The 18,100-nt window shown below is 72.5% G+C and carries 11 protein-coding genes; 8 read left to right on the top strand and 3 right to left on the bottom strand.

Features of this window, described 5'->3' with window-relative positions:
* Window positions 1-481 precede the first annotated feature (481 nt).
* Both ACFO3J_RS26420 and ACFO3J_RS26415 read left to right on the top strand, forming a co-directional pair.
* Window positions 482-3,730: an AfsR/SARP family transcriptional regulator gene (locus ACFO3J_RS26420; protein WP_386434111.1), complete on the top strand. Its 3,249-nt coding sequence runs from the start codon at window positions 482-484 to the stop codon at window positions 3,728-3,730.
* A 46-nt stretch (window positions 3,731-3,776) separates the two neighbouring features.
* Window positions 3,777-6,176, top strand: a complete 2,400-nt coding sequence (locus tag ACFO3J_RS26415; protein WP_386434109.1) for an ATP-binding protein — start codon at window positions 3,777-3,779, stop codon at window positions 6,174-6,176.
* Between the two features lie 490 nt (window positions 6,177-6,666).
* Here the strand turns inward: ACFO3J_RS26415 and ACFO3J_RS26410 are convergent, their stop codons facing one another.
* Window positions 6,667-7,848 carry a hypothetical protein gene (locus ACFO3J_RS26410; RefSeq protein WP_386434107.1) on the bottom strand — a complete coding sequence of 394 codons (1,182 nt, stop codon included), beginning with the start codon at window positions 7,846-7,848 and terminating at the stop codon, window positions 6,667-6,669.
* Window positions 7,849-8,319: 471 nt separating this feature from the next.
* Between ACFO3J_RS26410 and ACFO3J_RS26405 the strand changes: the two genes are divergently transcribed.
* The 4 genes from ACFO3J_RS26405 to ACFO3J_RS26390 all read left to right on the top strand — a co-directional run bounded on the left by ACFO3J_RS26405 (window position 8,320) and on the right by ACFO3J_RS26390 (window position 12,815).
* Entirely contained in the window at window positions 8,320-10,860 is a 2,541-nt protein-coding gene (locus tag ACFO3J_RS26405; RefSeq protein WP_386434104.1) for a DUF4118 domain-containing protein, read from the top strand.
* Between the two features lie 76 nt (window positions 10,861-10,936).
* A complete protein-coding gene (locus ACFO3J_RS26400) occupies window positions 10,937-11,620 on the top strand; it encodes a response regulator (RefSeq protein WP_386434522.1) in 684 nt (227 codons plus the stop codon).
* A gap of 46 nt (window positions 11,621-11,666) precedes the next feature.
* Entirely contained in the window at window positions 11,667-12,065 is a 399-nt protein-coding gene (locus tag ACFO3J_RS26395; protein WP_386434101.1) for an OB-fold nucleic acid binding domain-containing protein, read from the top strand.
* Between the two features lie 111 nt (window positions 12,066-12,176).
* The gene (locus tag ACFO3J_RS26390) at window positions 12,177-12,815 is read left to right on the top strand and encodes a DUF3159 domain-containing protein (RefSeq protein WP_386434519.1); all 639 of its coding nucleotides are present in this window, start codon (window positions 12,177-12,179) and stop codon (window positions 12,813-12,815) included.
* A 68-nt stretch (window positions 12,816-12,883) separates the two neighbouring features.
* Here ACFO3J_RS26390 and ACFO3J_RS26385 read toward each other — a convergent pair whose 3' ends face one another.
* Window positions 12,884-13,561, bottom strand: a complete 678-nt coding sequence (locus tag ACFO3J_RS26385; protein ID WP_386434098.1) for a potassium channel family protein — start codon at window positions 13,559-13,561, stop codon at window positions 12,884-12,886.
* Window positions 13,558-14,229: a potassium channel family protein gene (locus tag ACFO3J_RS26380; RefSeq protein ID WP_386434096.1), complete on the bottom strand. Its 672-nt coding sequence runs from the start codon at window positions 14,227-14,229 to the stop codon at window positions 13,558-13,560. Before ACFO3J_RS26380 ends, ACFO3J_RS26385 begins: the two co-directional genes overlap by 4 nt.
* Before the next feature lie 231 nt (window positions 14,230-14,460).
* Between ACFO3J_RS26380 and ACFO3J_RS26375 the strand changes: the two genes are divergently transcribed.
* Window positions 14,461-16,554 carry an APC family permease gene (locus tag ACFO3J_RS26375; RefSeq protein WP_386434094.1) on the top strand — a complete coding sequence of 698 codons (2,094 nt, stop codon included), beginning with the start codon at window positions 14,461-14,463 and terminating at the stop codon, window positions 16,552-16,554.
* A gap of 151 nt (window positions 16,555-16,705) precedes the next feature.
* Window positions 16,706-18,034 (top strand): class I SAM-dependent RNA methyltransferase, encoded by a 1,329-nt coding sequence (locus ACFO3J_RS26370; protein ID WP_386434091.1) that lies wholly within the window; start codon window positions 16,706-16,708, stop codon window positions 18,032-18,034.
* Window positions 18,035-18,100 lie beyond the last annotated feature (66 nt).

Genomic DNA, 18,100 nt, shown 5'->3' with positions numbered 1-18,100 from the left:
CGCCCCGGTCTCCCGGGGCGGGCCGCAGCGCCGTGGGCATCAGAACAGCTGGGCTCCGCCAGCTATGCCCGACGGGATGCAGATCAGAGCGATCGCCGCGAAAGTGGTCATCATGCTCACAACGCCCACGAATTTGGCGGCAAAGGACAGCTTCATAGGGTCTTGTTCCTCAATCTGACAGGAGGGCTTTACGGAAGCAAATTCTGCCGGAAAGTGGATCTACAACACAAGCGCGGGCGAGAGATGATGATCTAGACATATATGCCAAACGCATACGCGTTTTGTGAATGCTGCTGGCATATGACAAAATCGCCGGAAGAGTGGGCCCGCAACGTCAACTGCCCCTACCGGGCACGGTGTTGTCCGGGAGCGTTATTGGCTGTTTCTGTTGCCCAACTGGGCAGGAGTGATATAGCCCATGGCGCACCGCCGTGCCATGCTCGCAAATGAGACAGGGTGACCATCGGCCGGAGGGGCAACGATGGAGGTTCATCTCCTGGGCGCGGTCGAATTATCGGCCCACGGCTCGCTCGTGCGGCTCCGGTCGGATCGGGAACGCTGCCTGCTCGCGTCACTCGCCCTCGATGTCGGCCGCCCCGTCACCCAGGAACTGCTCGTCGCACGACTGTGGGACGACGAGCCTCCCGACACCGCCCGCGCCAACCTGCATACGTACATCTCCCGGCTCCGGCACGCCCTGCGGACGGTCGGCGGCCCGGCGGGACAGCGCCCGAAACCGCCTCCGGTGATCAGCCTGCGAGCCCACACCTACAGCCTGGAAGCGGACCCGGAGAGTGTCGACTGGCACCGTTTCCTGCGGCTGTCCCGCGAGGCGGGGTCCGCAGTCCGCGCCGGGGACGACCACAGGGCGCTGGCCGCGCTGGACACGGCCGAGGGCCTGTGGATCGGCGAGGCGCTGGCCGGTCTGCCCGGCAACTGGGCGCGCTCGGCGCGGGGCATGATGGCCGAACGCCAACTCGCCACCGCTCACACCCGGTTGGATCTGCGGCTGCGCCTCGCACACTTCGCCGACGCCATCTCCGAGGCGTCCGAACTGACCGAACGGCACCCCCTCGACGAGACCTTGGCCCGGCAGCTGATGGTGGCCCTCTACGCCGACGGCCGCCACGCCGAGGCACTGCAGGTCTACCTGCGGGCCCGCCGCCTCTTCCGTGACCGGCTCGGCAGCGAGCCCGGCGAGCCGCTGGCCCGCGTCCACGGCCTGATCCTGCGGCAGGCTCCGCTCACCGACCTCATCCCGGGCCTGCGCCCGCCGCCCCCGCCACCCGTGGCCGCCCCGCCTCCTCCTTCGCTCGTGCCGGCCGCACCACCGCGCCGACTGCCCGGCCGCCACCAGCAGCTGGTCGGACGGGAACGCGAACTCACCCGCATTCTGCGGACCGGACGCCGGGCGCGGGACGCCGACGCGGTCATCGCCATCGAAGCCATCTCCGGCATGGCGGGAGTCGGCAAGAGCACCCTGGCGGTGCACGCCGCCCACCAGCTCGGCGAGAGCTTTCCGGACGGGTCCTTCTTCGTGGACCTGCGCGGCCACGCCGTCGCCCAGCCGCCGCTGACCACCGAAGCCGCCCTGGCCGCGCTGCTGCGCGATTTCGGGGTGCCGCCGCGGGAGATCCCGCTGGACCTGCGGGAGCGGACCGCGCTGTGGCGGACGCTGGTGGCCGGGAAGCGCGCGATCATCGTGCTGGACGACGCGGCCGGCACCCAGCAGGTGCTCCCGCTGCTGCCGGACGGCTCCCCCTCGCTGGTCCTGATCACCAGCAGGCACCGGCTCGCCGAACTGCCGGGCGCACGGCCGCTGTTCATCGACGTGCTGCCCCTGGACGACGCCGTCGGCCTGTTCCGGCGGCTGGTCGGGCCGGAACGCGCGGCGGAGACCGACAAGATCGCCGACATCGTGACCCGCTGCGGTCTGCTCCCGCTGGCCATCGAGATCACCGCCAGCAGGTTCAAGACCCGGCCCACCTGGGACCTTCACCATCTGATCGAGCGGCTGTCCCGCAGCCCCGGCCGGTTGCAGGAACTGCGGGACGGCTACCGGGAGGTGGCCGTCGCCTTCGAGATGTCCTACCAGGCGCTCACCGCCGACCAGCGCTCCGCCTTCCGCCGGCTCAGCCTGCACCCGGGCCCCGACTTCGGCACACACGCCGCCGCGGCCGTCATCGGCGAACCGCTGGACCGCACCGAGCGCCTCATCGAGAATCTGCTCGAGTACTGCCTGCTCCAGGAGTCGCGGCCGGAACGCTACCGATTCCACGACCTGCTCGGCGAGTTCGCCTCCACCCTGGCGGAATGGGAGGAATCGGCGGAGGACCGGGACGCCGCGTTACGGCGGCTCGGCGGCTACGCGCTGCGTGCCGCCGACCGGGCCGACCGGCTGCTGCATCCGCGTCGCTCCCGGCTGGAGCAGACCGCCTCGCCCGGGTCCGGAGCCGAAGCTGTCCCGGTGGCCGTGCCGCGCTTGGCGGACGCCGCCGCGGCCCGCGCCTGGCTCGCCGCCGATCTGGAAGGCCTGCTGGCGGTCGAACGCCGGGTCCGCCAGTACGGCGACGCCGGACAGGCCGCCCAATTAGCCAAAGTCCTGGGTGAGTTCGCCGACGCCGAGGGCTACTGGCGGGAGGCCGTGGCCATGCACGAGGCAGCTGCCGCGCACTGGCGGGCGGCCGGTGACCGTCGCGCGGAGGGCCGCGCCCTGCTCGACCTGGCCACGGCGCACGCCCGTGTCAGCCGCTACCCCCAGTCCTCCGAGGCGGCCGAACAGGCGCTGGTGCTGGCCCGGGGCTGCGGGGACGACGCCGGGACAGCCGAAGCACTCGGCCAACTCGGCGTGCTGCAGTGGCACGTGGGCGCGTACGACGCCGGTCTGAGGCTGCACCAGGAGTGCCTGGAACTGCGCAAGCGCATCGGCGACACCCGTGACTACGGCAGGAGCCTCAACAACGTCGGCATCACCCACCTCTACATGGGCGACTACCGCGGCGCGCTGGAGAACTTCACCGCCGCGCTCCGGGCGGTGCGCGAGGCCGGCGATGTCGAACTCCAGGCGACCTTCCTCAACAACCTGGCCGAGTTCCATATGCGGACCGGTGACGCAGACTCCGCCCGCGCCGCGTTCAAGGAGGCACTGGCGATCGGCGCCATCGCGCTGAGCGAGACCAACCGCGCCGTCATCCGGATGAATCTGGCCGCGGCGGTGGCCGAGTCGGGCGAGCCCGAGACGGCTCTCGAACTGTGCCGGACCGCCCTCGGCACCTTCCGTCGCACCGGCGACATCCGGCACGAGGCCCACGCGCTCAACGGACTCGGCAAGGTGCTGCTGGGCGCGGGGCGCTGGCGCGAGGCGAAGAGCCACCATGAGGACGCGCTGCGGCTGACCCGGCGGATCGGCGCCAGTCACGACGAGGCCACCGCTCTGCGCGGGATCGGCACCGCGGAGCGCGCCCTGGGCCGGCTCGCGCAGGCGCGCCACCACTTGGAGGCGGCCGCCGAGCTGGCCCGGCGTATTCAGGCCCCGGAGGAGGAGGCACTGTCCACCGACATGCTGGCCAAGCTGCTGTCCGACGAGGGACACGCGCAGGAGGCAGCGGGGCTGTGGCGCCGGGCGCTGGCCCTGTTCGAGCCGCTGAACCCGCTGGAGTCCGAGCGGATCAGGCACTCCCTGGCGGAGCACGGGCAGGGCGGCTCCGGCTGGTGGCCGAAAGAGGCGTGAGGTTCGTCCGGGAAGCCGGCGGACGCGGAGCGAGGGGGAGGCGACCGTGGACGCGATCAGTCATGAGGCCGTCGAGGGGGCGCTGCGACGGGCGGACGCCGCCGGGCGGGCCACGGCGCGGGCGCTGCTGCGGCGGGCGGCCGGGGTGCTGGCGCCCGGGTCCGCCGAAGCGGCCGACCCGGCCGAGGTGTTGTGCCGGGCGGCGGCCGTCAGCGAGGAGCTGAGGGCGGAGCTGGCGCGCTGGATCGGCGCGGCCGCCGGCGCCGGGTCGCACGGCAATACGATCGTCGGCGGCGATCACCACGCCGGTATCGTGCAGGCCCATACAGTCGGGGAGATCCACTGGCACACCGCGGCGCCCCCTTCCATGGCACTGCCCACACCCCGGCAGCTGATCGCCGCGCCGCGGCGACTGTCCGGCCGGACCAGGGAGCTGGCGGAGCTCGACACCATGTGGCAGGGCGGCGGCCAGCGGGAAGGCCCGCTGGTCGCGGTGGTCAACGGACCGGCCGGGGTGGGGAAGACGGCGCTGGCCGCGCACTGGCTGCGCAGCGTGGCGGCCGATTTCCCCGACGGCCAGCTCTTCGCGGATCTGCGCGGGCACGCCCCCGAGGGGCCTGTCGGACCACCGGAGTCCCTCGCCATGTTCCTGCGGGCTTTCGGCCTGACCGCCATCCCGCCGGATCCGGCAGAGCGGGCCGCGCTGTGGCGGTCGGTCACCGCGGGGCGCCGGCTGCTGGTCATGCTCGACAACGCGCTGTCCGCCGCGCAGGTCCGGCCGCTGCTGCCGGGCTCCGGGCAGAGCATCGTGGTGATCACCAGCCGGCGGCGGCTGACCGGACTCGGCCTGGAGGGCGCGGTCTTCCACCCGCTGGGTGTGCTGGACGCCGAGGCGTCGGCGGAGATCCTCGCCCAGCGGGTCGGGGCGTCACGCACCGCCGCCGAACCGGCCGCCGTGCGCCGGGTGGTCGACCGCTGCGGCGGCCTGGCGCTGGCCGTCTGCGTGGCCGCGGCCAGGATGGCCGCCCGGCCGGGGCAGCCGCTGGCGGCCACCGCTGAGGCTCTCGACCACGGGGCGCACCGCCTGGCCGAGCTACGGATCGGAGAAGAGGCCGCCGTGCGCAGTGCCCTCGACGCGTCCTACCGCCAGCTGCCGCCGGACGCCGCCGCCTTGTACCGGCTGCTGGGCGTACTCCCCTTCGTCGAACTGACACTGCCGGTGGTCGCCGCCGCGACCGGACGCGACGAGGCCGCCGCCGACCGGCTGATCGAGGTGCTCGCCGAGGCCAGCCTGCTGGAGGAGCCGGCCGCCGGCCGTCACCGCTTCCACGACCTGATCCGGCTGCACGCCCGCGGCCTCGCCGAGGTCCACGACCCCGACGCGATCCGTACCGCCGCCGTACGCCGGGCGCTGGAGTGGTATCTGGCGACCGCCACCGCCGCTGAGGCCCTGGTCAGCCCCAACCACCGCGTCCTCGACCGCGACTACGAGGAGCTGTCCCCGGACGCCGGGCTGAGGTTCCCCGACCAGCGGGGGGCGCTCGCCTGGCTGGCGGCCGAGCAGCACCACCTGATGACGGCGCTGCGCACCGCGGCCGCTCTCGGCTGGAACGGGCTGTGCTGGCAGCTCGCCGACGCGATGTGGCCGCTGTGGCTGCGCCTGCGGCCGTACGACCTGTGGGTGGAGGCCCACCGGCTCGGGCTGGCCGCCGCGCGCCGGGACAGCTCCCTCCCCGGCGAGTTGCGGATGCTGACCGACGGCGGCGCGGGCCTGCGCAACGGGGGCCGGCCGGACGAGGCCGTCAAGTCGTTCGGCGAGGCGCTGGAACTGGCGCGGACGGTCGGCGACCGGCGCGTCGAGGCGCAGGCACTGCACGGGCTGGGCCAGTCCCACTACCTCGCCGGCCGGCCGGACGAGGCCGCGGGCTTCTTCCGCCGCGCGCTGCGGCTGCGGGAGGAGATCGGCTACGCCCGCGGCGCCGCCCTGTCGCGGATCTCGCTCGGCGACACCATGCGCTCGGTCGGGCGGCCCGAGGAGGCCGCCGAGGAGCTGCGCCGGGCGCGGACCGAGCTGCTGGCCCTGCCCGACCCGTACGAGGCGAGCCGGGCGCTGGCACTGCTGGGGCGGGCGCTCGGCGAGGCCGGCCGGACCGGCCCCGCCGAACGCTGCTTGCGGGAGGCCGCCGAGGAGTTCAGGACCGGCGGCTCGGCGCACTGGGAGGCGTACAGCCTGGAGATGCTCGGCGTGGTCCTCCAGCGCGCCGGCCGCCCGGACGACGCCCGGCGCGCCTTCGAGCGCTCGCTCGCCCTCTACGAGGGAGCCGGAGCCCCCGACGCGGCCCGGCTGGCGGCCCGCCTCGCGCCACCGGCCCCGGGCACCGAATCGGGCACGGCCCCCGCCCCGGGCTCCGGTCCCGGCCGGGCTCCCGGCGCCGGAACGAGCTGAACGTCCCAGCGCCGGTCGCCGCCCGGCCCCCGGTGGACGAGCACGGCCCGCAGCGGCCGGTCCACCGGCAATCCGGCCGTCACGCAGGCGTGCAGCAGCGATCCGACGGCCGCCGCCGCGTCCGCCCCGCCCCCGGTGACGTACCCGGTCACCGGGGGCGCCCCGGCGCGGACGGCGAGGCAGCGTGCGTACCCGTAGCCGTAGCCGTATCCGTGCCCGGTCCGGTACCGCGTGCAGACCACCAGCGCCCCCGGGTGCCGGCGGACCGCCTCCCGGCACCAGTCGAGCGCGGCCGACCGGGAAGGAGCGGGGGAGCCCCGCCACAGCACGTCGGCGCTGTCCCGCCACGGTCCCCCGCCGCCGTCCCAGCGGACGCTCAGGTGCTCGTCGGTGAAGGGAGCAGGGAGGGCGGAGGCGCCGGCGTCCACCGGCAGCGGCGGGCCCGCGCACACCGCCAGCCGGACCACGACCTCGCGGACACCGGCCGGACTCACGACGCCTCCCCCTTCCCGAAGAGTCCGTTCCCGAAGAGCCCGCCGGGCGACGGCGGCGCGAGCGGCAGCGGACCGGGCAGCGGCAGCGGTTCGGTCTCCGGCTCGTGGGCCGGCTCGCCCAGCTCCAGCAGCCGGTACATCAGCCGCCGCATCCGGCTGTTGAAATGCCCGGGTTCGGAGGAGATCCGCGCCGCGATCGCCCGATAGGCGTCCGGGTCGTAGTGCTCCCTCGCGTAGTCGAGCTGCCGGGACAGCGGATGGGTGAGGGACAGCGCCGGCGCGAGGGCCGCCAGCGCCGCTCCCGGCGAGTGCCGGTTGACGTCCTGCCCGGGAAAGCGGGCCATGACGATGGGGACGCCGCACATGGCGGCGTACAGCGTCAGCGAGCCGTGGTCGCCGATGACCGCGTCCGCCGCGATCATCAGCGGGCGCCAGTCGGCGGCCGGGGAGACGACGGGCAGCTCTCTGCGGCCGGCCCCCGACAGCCAGGCCCGCACCTGCCAGCCGCCGTGGCCGGAGAAGACATTGGGATGCAGCAGCAGCGCCGGGCGGAAACCGTCCGCCGGGTCGAGGTCGGCCAGCACCCGGGGCAGCAGCGCCTCCAGCCGGTTGAAGCTCGATCCGCGTCCCCAGGTGGAGCAGATCAGCACCAGCCGCTCCCCCTCCTCCAGGCGCAGCGCCCGCCGGTAGTCCTCCCGCAGCGCCAGACTGCGCGCGATCCGGTCGTAGGTGGCGTCCCCGACCACCTCGGCGATCGGCAGCGCCTCGGGGCAGGACTCGGCCAGCAGCGCCAGGTCCTCCCGGTGCGCGAGGGCGAAAGCCGCCGGCACCACCCGGTCCCCCCACATCAGATAGTCCCGGCCCAGCCCGCCGACGCTGCGCCGGACCACGTCACCCGGCCGGGACAGCTTCATGTGCCCGGCGCCGTGCGGGAGGCGGACCAGCGGCCCGCGCAGTTGTTCCTGGCCCTGCGAGCCCGCGGCCAGGATCAGGTCGTAGTCGCCGGACACCGCCTGCGCCCAGGGGATCACCTGGGCGTCCAGTGCTTCCAGGAAGGCGCGGACCCCGGAGTTGAAGGCGTGCGGCGCGACGGTGAAGCGCACATGGATCCGCAGATCGGAGCGGAGCAGTTCGAAAACGTCCTGGAGCCGCTGTCCGTACACCACCGTGTGCACCACGACCAGGACTTCCTTGCAATCGGACCGTGTGGACCACTGCCCGGGATCGCGTATGACCGGGCCGGTCGGCCCGTTTACCGCTGACATGGGTGAAACCCCCCGACATGAGTCGTCTGCCGCGGCCGGCGTTCGGCCGCGTGTCCTCGGCTTTCCCGGGCCTTCTGACGGAAGGCGTGCCAAAGCCTTGCCGAAACCTTGCGCGGCGGACCGGTGGCCGGGCGGTCGGGGGACCCGAGGGGAGCGAACCGGGCCGCAGGGCGTGAAGTGCGCGCCCCGCGCGCCGGCCCGGGCGCCCCGGCGGGTGAAGGTCCCGCCGTCGGGGGCCGGGCACACCCCGCATCAAGACACCGTCAAGGTCGGGCCGCCGACCATCGGAATGACGGTACGACCGGTGCGCCCGATCTAGGGTCGTGATGAGCGCGCGGCCGGAACGCCCGGGTGAAGGGCGCGCACCGGCGGGACGATGGAGTCATGGCACGCGGCACACTGCGCATCTACCTCGGAGCCGCCCCCGGCGTCGGCAAGACCTACGCCATGCTCTCCGAGGCCCACCGACGCGCCGAACGCGGCACGGACGTGGTGGTGGCCTATGTCGAGCGGCACCGGCGGCCACGCACCGAGGTGATGACGGCCGGCCTGGAGACGGTCCGGCGCAAGGAGCTGGAGTACCGCGGCACCGTCTTCAGCGAGATGGACGTCGACGCCGTGCTGGCCCGCGCCCCCGAAGTCGCCCTGGTGGACGAACTGGCCCACACCAATGTGCCGGGCTCCCGCAACGCCAAGCGCTGGCAGGACGTCGAGGAACTGCTGCGGGCCGGCATCGACGTCGTGTCCAACCTCAACATCCAGCACCTGGAGTCGCTGGCCGACGTGGTGGAGTCCATCACCGGGGTGCGGCAGCGCGAGACGGTGCCCGACGAGGTGGTGCGCAGGTCCGACCAGATCGAGCTGGTCGACATGTCGCCGCAGGCGCTGCGCCGCCGGATGGCGCACGGCAACATCTACGCGCCCGACAAGGTGGACGCGGCGCTGTCCAACTACTTCCGGCCCGGCAATCTCACCGCGCTGCGCGAGCTGGCGCTGCTGTGGACCGCCGACCGGGCGGACGAGTATCTGCAGCAGTACCGCGCCGAGCACCGGATCTCCGCGGCCTGGCAGGCCCGCGAGCGGATCGTGGTCGGCCTGACCGGCGGACCCGAGGGCCGCACCCTGATCCGCCGGGCCGCCCGGATGGCCGCCAAGGGCTCCGGCAGCGAGATCCTCGCCGTGCACATCGTGCGCAGCGACGGACTCGCCTCGGCCTCCGCCGAGGAGCTGGCGGTGCAGCGCACCCTGGTCGAGGATCTCGGCGGTACGTTCCACCACGTCATCGGCGACGACGTGGTGGACGCGCTGCTGGACTTCGCCCGCGGTGTCAACGCCACCCAGATCGTGCTCGGCACCAGCCGCCGCAAGGCCTGGCAGTACGCCCTCGGACCCGGCGTCGGCGCCACCGTCGCCCGCGAGTCCGGCGACATCGACGTGCACATCGTCACCCACGAGCAGGCCGCCAAGGGCCGCGGGCTGCCCGCCACCCGGGGCGCGAAGCTCGGCCGGCCCCGGGTGGTGGCCGGCTGGCTGACCGGGATCGCCGGACCGCTCCTGCTCACCCTGCTGCTCACCCACTGGCACCCCGGGATGAGCCAGGCCACCGAACTGCTGCTCTTCCTCACCCTGACGGTCGCCGCCGCCCTGGTCGGCGGCCTGCTGCCCGCGCTGGTCTCGGCGGTGGGCGGCTCGCTGCTGCTCAACTACTACTTCACCCCGCCCAAGCACTCCTTCACCGTGGCGCAGCCCGAGAACGTCATCGCCATCGCGATCTTCGTCGTGGTCGGCGCCGCGGTCGCCTCGGTGGTGGACCTCGCGGCCCGCCGCACCCAGCAGGCGGCCCGGCTGCGGGCCGAGGCGGAGATCCTGTCGCATCTGGCGGGCAGCGTGCTGCGCGGCGAGAGCAGCGTCCAGGCGCTGCTGGAGCGGGTCAGGGAGTCCTTCGGCATGGAGTCCGTGGTGCTGCTGGAGTGGGACGACGACAACGACCGCTGGCACTGCGTGGCCGGCGTCGGCGGCGCCCCCTGCGTACGCCCGGAGGACGCCGACGTGGAGGTCCCGGTCAACGACCGGCTGGCGCTGGCGCTGACCGGGAGGATGCTGCCCGCCTCCGACCGCCGGGTGCTGTCCGCGTTCGCCGCGCAGGCCGCGGTGGCGCTGGACCGCGAGCGGCTCGCCGACGAGGCTGGCCGGTCCAGGGAACTGGCCGAGGGCAACCGAATACGCACCGCGCTGCTCGCCGCCGTCTCGCACGACCTGCGCACCCCGCTGGCCGGCATCAAGGCCTCGGTCTCCTCGCTGCGCTCCGACGACGTGGCCTGGTCGCCGGAGGACGAGGCGGAACTGCTGGCCGGCATCGAGGACGGCGCCGACCGGCTGGACCACCTGGTCGGCAACCTGCTCGACATGTCCCGGCTGCAGACCGGCACCGTGGTCCCGCTGATCCGCGAGGTCGACCTGGACGAGGTGGTGCCGATGGCGCTGGGCGGGGTGCCCGAGCAGAGCGTCTCCCTCGACATCCCCGAGACGCTGCCGATGGTCGCCGTCGACCCCGGGCTGCTGGAGCGGGCGGTGGCCAATGTGGTGGAGAACGCGGTCAAGTACAGCCCGCACGACCAGAAGGTCCTGGTGGCCGCGAGCGCGCTCGGCGAGCGGGTGGAGGTGCGGGTGGTCGACCGCGGGCCCGGTGTGCCCGAGGACGCCAAGGAGCACATCTTCGAGCCCTTCCAGCGCTACGGCGACGCGCCGCGCGGCAACGGCGTCGGTCTCGGCCTGGCGGTCGCCCGCGGCTTCGCGGAGGCCATGGGCGGCACCCTCGTCGCCGAGGACACCCCGGGCGGCGGCCTGACCATGATGTTCACCCTGCGGGCCGCGACCGGCGGCGCCCCGGCCCGCCCGAGCCTGCCGGCCTCGGCCACCACATGATCGACCACATGATCCGCCGCATGACCGCCGCATGACCGCCACACTGTCACCGAGGGTGATCAAGGAGAGGACACAGATGTACCGGGTGCTCGTGGTCGACGACGAACCGCAGCTCGTACGCGCGCTGGCCATCAATCTGCGGGCGCGGGCCTACGAGGTGGACGCCGCCCACGACGGTGCCACCGCGCTGCGGGTGGCCGCCGCCCGTCATCCCGACGTGGTGGTCCTCGACCTCGGCCTGCCCGACATGGACGGCGTGGAGGTGATCCGCGGCCTGCGCGGCTGGACCCGGGTGCCGATCATCGTGCTGTCCGCCCGGCAGGCGTCCGACGAGAAGGTCGAGGCACTGGACGCGGGCGCCGACGACTACGTCACCAAACCGTTCGGCATGGACGAACTGCTGGCCAGGCTGCGCGCCGCGGTCCGCCGGGCTGCCCCCAGCGGACCCGAGGACGACACCGCCACCATCGAGACCGAGACCTTCACCGTGGACCTGGCCGCCAAAAAGGTGCAGCGGGCCGGCACCGACGTACGGCTCACGCCCACCGAGTGGCATCTGCTGGAGGTGCTGGTGCGCAACCCCGGCCGGCTGGTCAGCCAGAAGCAGCTGCTCCAGGAGGTCTGGGGCCCCGCCTACGGCACCGAGAGCAACTATCTGCGGGTCTACATGGCGCAGCTGCGCCGCAAGCTGGAGAGCGACCCGGCCAGACCCCGGCATTTCATCACCGAACCGGGCATGGGATACCGCTTCGAGCAGTGAGGCCGCCGGGCCCGGTCGTGCCGGGCCCGGCCGGTACCCTGGACGCATGAGTGGTTCACTCCGTTCCGAGCGGCCCACGGGCCGCTTCCGCCGCATGTTCGACCGCCTGTCCTCCTCCCAGGAGGAGCTCCATTCCGAGGAACTGCAGCAGGACGCGCTGGCCACCGGGTGTACACGGATCAGCGACTGCTCCGACCGCCAGATCGTGTCCGTCACCGGTACGCTGCGTACGGTCACGCTCCGTCCTCGGGCGGGTGTGCCCGCGCTGGAGGCAGAACTCTTCGACGGATCGGCCGCGCTCGACGTGGTGTGGCTGGGCCGTCGCAGCATCACGGGCATAGAGCCCGGCCGCAGGATCATCGCCTCCGGCCGGATCTCGATGAACCGCGGCCGTCCGGTGCTGTTCAATCCCAAGTACGAGCTGCGTCCGGTCGGACAGGAGTAACAGGTGGCGTCACCAGACAACGCGGGTTCCGCACGGCACACGGGTGCCACCCGGGGCCCGGACCCGGAGGCCGGCCCGGACGACGAGGCACGGGCGGTCACCGAGGCCGCGCTGTTCCAGGCGTTCGGCGGCGTGCGCGGCATGGTGGAGACCACGGTCCCCGGCCTGGTGTTCGTCGCGATCTACACGATCGACCACGACATCAAGTCCTCCGGGATCGCCGCGCTGGCACTGTCGGTGCTGCTGGGCGTGGCCCGCCTGGTCCAGCGCGACACCCTCAAGCACGCCTTCAGCGGGATCTTCGGCGTCGCCTTCGGCGTGGTCTTCGCGATGATGTCCGGCAACGCCAAGAACTTCTATCTGCCCGGCATGCTCTACACGCTGGGCCTGGCGATCGCCTACATCATCTCGGCCGCGGCCGGCTTCCCGCTGCTCGGCCTGATCCTCGGGCCGATCTTCAAGGAGAACCTGTCCTGGCGGAAGCGCAATCCGGGCCGCCTGCGCGCCTACACCAAGGCGAGCTGGGCCTGGGGCCTGATCCTGCTGGCCAAGTCCGCGATCCTCTTCCCGCTCTACTGGTGGGGAAACGCCACCCAGCTGGGCTGGGTGAAGGTCGCACTCGGCATCCCGCCGTTCCTGCTGTCGGTCTACCTCACCTGGATCTTCCTGGTGCGGGCGCCGGCGCCGATCGACGTGATCGCGGAGATGGAGGCGGCGGAGAAGGCCGACAAGGAGAAGTCGCTCACCTGACGGCAGCTCGCCGACAGCGGTGGTGGGGGCCCGAGTCCGGGCCCCCACCACGTGCCGGCGTCCTTCGTCTATTCCCCTGCGGCGTCCCCCCGCAGGGACAGCAGGTCCTCCAGCTGCTCCTCCCGGTGCGGAGCCGCCACGAACAGCAGCTCGTCACCGGCCTCCAGGGCGTCGTCCTTGGACGGGGTGAGCACCCTGTTGCCGCGGATGATGGTGACCAGCGACGTATCGGTGGGCCACTCCACCTCCCCGACCCTGGTGCCGACCAGCGCCGCCTCCTCGGGCAGCGTCAACTCGACCAGATTGGCGTCACCCTGGCTGAAGCGCAGCAGCCGGACCAGATCGCCGACGCTCACCGCCTCCTCGACCAGCGCCGACATCAGCCGCGGTGTGGACACGGCGACGTCCACCCCCCAGGACTCGTTGAACAGCCACTCGTTCTTGGGGTTGTTCACCCGGGCCACCACCCGCGGCACCCCGTACTCGGTCTTGGCCAGCAGCGACACGACCAGATTGACCTTGTCGTCACCGGTCGCCGCGATCACCACGTTGCAGCGCTGCAACGCGGCCTCGTCCAGCGAGGTGATCTCGCAGGCGTCGGCCAGCAGCCACTCCGCCTGCGGTACCCGCTCCACCGAGATCGAGGAGGGGTTCTTGTCGACGAGCAGCACCTCGTGCCCGTTCTCCAGCAGCTCGGCGGCGATGGAACGCCCCACCGCGCCGGCTCCGGCGATCGCGACCCTCATGAGTGGCCCTGCCCCTCGGGGCCCTTGGCGAACGCCGCTTCGACCGCGGCGACCCCGTCGGTGCGCATCATCACGTGCACCAGATCGCCTTCCTGAATCACGGTCTGCGACGTCGGCAGCATCGCCTCGCCGAGCCGGGTGATAAATGCCACACGGACCCCGGTCTCCTCCTGGAGCAGACTCACCTTGTGCCCGATCCAGGACGCCGGGGTGTGCACCTCGGCGAGCTGCACCCCGCCGCTGGGGTCGCGCCACAGCGGCTCCGCGCCCGAGGGCAGCAGCCGGCGCAGCATCTGGTCGGCGGTCCACCGCACGGTGGCCACCGTCGGGATGCCGAGCCGCTGGTAGACCTCGGCGCGGCGCGGGTCGTAGATCCGCGCCACCACGTTCTCGATGCCGAACATCTCGCGGGCCGCCCGTGCCGCGATGATGTTGGAGTTGTCGCCGCTGCTGACGGCCGCGAAGGCGCCCGCCTCCTCGATTCCGGCTTCGCGCAGCGTGTCCTGGTCGAACCCGACTCCGGTCACCCGGCGCCCGGCGAACCCGGAGCCCAGCCGGCGGAACGCCGTCTGGTCCTGGTCCACCACCGCGACCGTATGACCTTGCTGTTCGAGGGAGTGCGCGAGAGTGGATCCCACTCGCCCGCATCCCATAATCACGACGTGCACGACCGTCCTTCCGGCTGCCAACGTATGCGCCTGTGCCTTGCGGTTGCCTGCGGCTGCAGGTCCGAGCCGTCGGCGTACCTCAAGCGGCACGCCAAGCGTCTCAGACCGCGGCCAAAGCTACACACGTGTGCGCCGCTGCTAAAGGTTGCGCCATGGCGGGGTCACAAGTTCGCCACACTCCATAAGTCGCCCGGGCACCCGCGCATCTTGGCGATCCCTTAACATCGCGGGGTGTCCAAACTGACCGACCTGCCGAAACGGATCCTGATCGGCCGGGCGCTGCGCAGTGACAAGTTGGGGGAAACACTGCTCCCCAAACGTCTCGCGCTGCCCGTCTTCGCCTCGGACCCGCTGTCCTCCGTGGCATACGCACCGGGCGAGGTGCTGCTGGTCCTTTCCATCGCGGGAGCGTCGGCCTACCACTTCAGCCCCTGGATCGCGGGCGCGGTGGTCATCTTGATGTTCACCGTGGTCGCCTCCTACCGGCAGAACGTGCACGCCTACCCCTCGGGTGGTGGCGACTACGAGGTCGCCACCACCAACCTGGGGCCCAAGGCGGGCCTCACCGTCGCCAGCGCCCTGCTGGTGGACTACGTGCTCACCGTGGCGGTGTCGGTCGCCTCGGGCATCGAGAACCTCGGCTCCGCGGTGCCGTTCTTCGTCACGCACAAGGTGCTGGGCGCGATCGGCATGATCGTGATCCTGATGCTGATGAATCTGCGCGGGGTGCGCGAGTCCGGCAGCATCTTCGCCATCCCGACCTACGCCTTCGTGCTCGGCGTCTTCTGCATGATCGCCTGGGGGATCTTCAGGATCTCCACTGGACATGTCATGCACGCGCCTACCGCGGGCTTCACCGTCCACGCGGAGTCCTCCGGACTCGGCGGCTTCGCCCTGCTCTTCCTGCTGCTGCGGGCCTTCTCCTCCGGCTGCGCGGCGCTCACCGGGGTCGAGGCGATCAGCAACGGCGTACCGGCCTTCCGCAAGCCCAAGTCCAAGAACGCCGCCACCACGCTGGCGGCGATGGGCCTGCTGGCCGTCACCATGTTCGTCGGCATCATCGCGCTCGCGATAAACACCAAGGTCCGGATGGCCTCCGACCCCGCGACCGACCTGCTCGACCACGGCCGGCCGGTCGGTCCCGGCTACACCCAGGACCCGGTGATCGCCCAGGTCGCCGAGGCGGTCTTCGGGCACAACTCGATCCCGTTCATCTTCCTGGCCGCGGTCACCGCGCTCGTCCTCTTCCTGGCCGCCAACACCGCCTACAACGGCTTCCCGGTGCTCGGCTCGATCCTCGCCCAGGACCGCTACCTGCCGCGCCAGCTGCACACCCGCGGCGACCGGCTGGCCTTCTCCAACGGCATCGTGCTGCTGGCCGGCTTCGCCTGCGTGCTCGTCTATATCTACGGCGCCGACTCCACCCGGCTGATCCAGCTCTACATCGTCGGCGTCTTCGTCTCCTTCACGCTGAGCCAGATCGGCATGGTCCGGCACTGGAACCGTCATCTGCTGACCGAGACCGACCCCGGCAAGCGCCGCCACATGCACCGCTCCCGGGCGATCAACGCCTTCGGCGCCTTCCTGACCGGCCTGGTGCTGGTGATCGTGCTGCTCACCAAATTCACCCACGGCGCCTGGGTCGCGGTGCTCGGCATGGTGGTCTTCTACGGCGTGATGACCGCGATCCGCCGCCACTACACCCGGGTCGCCGAGGAGATCGCCGCCGAGGACGAGCCGGGCGACGACTACGTACGGCCCTCCCGGGTGCACTCCATCGTGCTGGTCTCCAAGCTGCACAAGCCCACCCTGCGGGCGCTGTCGTACGCCAAGCTGATGCGCTCCGACAGCCTGGAGGCGCTCAGTATCAACGTCGACCCCGAGGACACCAAGCTCCTCCAGGCGGAGTGGCAGCGGCACGGCATGGACGTACCGCTGAAGATCCTCGACTCGCCCTACCGCGAGATCACCCGCCCGATCATCGACTACGTCAAGGGGCTGCGCCGCGACAGCCCGCGCGACGTGGTCAGCGTCTACATCCCCGAGTACGTCGTCGGCCACTGGTACGAGCACCTGCTGCACAACCAGAGCGCGCTGCGGCTCAAGGGCCGGCTGCTGTTCACCCCCGGGGTGATGGTCACCTCGGTGCCGTGGCAGCTGGAGTCCTCCGAGCTGGCCCGGATCAGGGCCAGGCGGCGGGCCAACTGGAACGCGCCCGGGTCGATCCGCCGCGGTCCGGTGGGGACGCCGGCGCTGCCGCGCAGCCGGGAGCACAGCGAGCCCGGGGGCACGGCCGGGGCGGCGGGGGCGGCGGAGGGCAAGTAGCCGGCGGCCGCCGGGGACCGGCCCCCGGCGGCGGGTGGCGGGGCCCCGCAGCCGGAGAACGGGGTCGGCCCGGGGACGTAGACTGGTCGGCTGGCGCCGCCGGACCGTCGTGTCCGCGCGCATCCCGTCACCAGCCCAGGAGCAGCCCCGTATGCAGACCGAATCCGCCGCCTCGCTCGTCGGCCGCGAGTACGAGGTCGAGGTCGGCCCGGTGGCACACGGCGGCCACTGCGTGGCCCGCACCGAAGCCGGCCAGGTGCTCTTCGTCCGGCACGCGCTGCCCGGCGAGCGGGTGGTGGCCCGGGTCACCGAGGGCGAGGAGGGTGCCCGCTTCCTGCGGGCCGACGCCGTACGGGTGCTGACCGCGTCCAAGGACCGGGTGGCGGCGCCCTGCCCGTACTCCGGCCCGGGGCGCTGCGGCGGCTGCGACTGGCAGCACGCCGGTCCGGGCGCCCAGCGCCGCCTGAAGGCCGCGGTGATCGCCGAGCAACTGGCCCGGCTGGCCGGGCTCACCCCGCAGCAGGCCGGCTGGGACGGCACCGTCGCACCCGCGCCCGGGGACAAGGTCGCCAAGGGCGAGGTGCCCGCCTGGCGCACCCGGGTGCAGTACGCGGTGGACGCCGAGGGCCGGGCCGGACTGCGCCGACACCGCTCGCACGAGGTCGAGGTGATCGACCACTGCCTGATCGCGTCGCCCGAGGTCGAGGAGCTCGGCGTCGAGGCCCGCGCGTGGCCGCAGATCGCCTCGGTGGAGGCCATCGCCGCCACCGGCTCGCACGACCGGCAGGTCATCCTCACCCCGAGCCCGGGCGGGCGGCTGCCGATCGTGGAGCTGGACCGGCCGGTCTCGGTGCAGCGGATCGGCGAGCGCGACCAGGCCGTGCACCGCGTCCACGGCCGTCCCTTCGTGCGCGAGCGCGCCGTCGGCCGCACCTGGCGGGTCGGTGAGGGCGGCTTCTGGCAGGTCCACCCGAAGGCCCCCGACCTGCTGGTCGAAGCGGTGATGCAGGGCCTGATGCCGCGCAAGGGCGACATGGCCCTCGATCTGTACTGCGGGGTCGGCCTGTTCGCCGGCGCCCTGGCCGAACGGGTCGGTGAACGCGGCGCCGTGCTCGGCATCGAATCCGGCAAGCGCGCGGTCGAGGACGCCCGGCACAACCTCCAGGACCTGGAGCGGGTGCGCATCGAGGAGGGCAAGGTCGAGCAGGTGCTGCCCCGCACCGGCATCAGCGAGGTCGACCTGATCGTCCTCGACCCGCCCCGCTCCGGCGCCGGCCACCCCACCGTCCGCCATCTGGCCTCCCTCGCCCCCCGCCGCATCGCCTACGTCGCCTGCGACCCGGCCGCCCTGGCCCGCGACCTCGCCTGGTTCGCCGAAGAGGGCTACCGCCCCGTCACCCTGCGCGCGTTCGACCTCTTCCCTTTCACCCACCATGTGGAGTGCGTGGCGATCCTGACGCCGGCCGCGAAGCACGCCTGATCCGAGGTATCGGTCGGGCGCGTCGTCGCGCGCCGGAACAGCCTTGAATTCCTCCGCCGTGGATCC

The sequence above is a fragment of the Streptomyces polygonati genome, from assembly GCF_042650325.1.
GTDB lineage: Bacteria > Actinomycetota > Actinomycetes > Streptomycetales > Streptomycetaceae > Actinacidiphila > Actinacidiphila polygonati.
The sequence above is the reverse complement of the archived record's forward strand: the minus strand, read 5'-3'. Positions and strand labels throughout refer to the sequence as shown.

Coding starts and splice junctions, on each gene's coding strand:
- ACFO3J_RS26420 (WP_386434111.1), top strand. CDS start 482: ATGGAGGTTCATCTCCTGGGCGCGGTCGAATTATCGGCCCACGGCTCG.
- ACFO3J_RS26405 (WP_386434104.1), top strand. CDS start 8,320: ATGGCACGCGGCACACTGCGCATCTACCTCGGAGCCGCCCCCGGCGTC.
- ACFO3J_RS26400 (WP_386434522.1), top strand. CDS start 10,937: ATGTACCGGGTGCTCGTGGTCGACGACGAACCGCAGCTCGTACGCGCG.
- ACFO3J_RS26395 (WP_386434101.1), top strand. CDS start 11,667: ATGAGTGGTTCACTCCGTTCCGAGCGGCCCACGGGCCGCTTCCGCCGC.
- ACFO3J_RS26385 (WP_386434098.1), bottom strand. CDS start 13,561: ATGAGGGTCGCGATCGCCGGAGCCGGCGCGGTGGGGCGTTCCATCGCC.
- ACFO3J_RS26370 (WP_386434091.1), top strand. CDS start 16,706: ATGCAGACCGAATCCGCCGCCTCGCTCGTCGGCCGCGAGTACGAGGTC.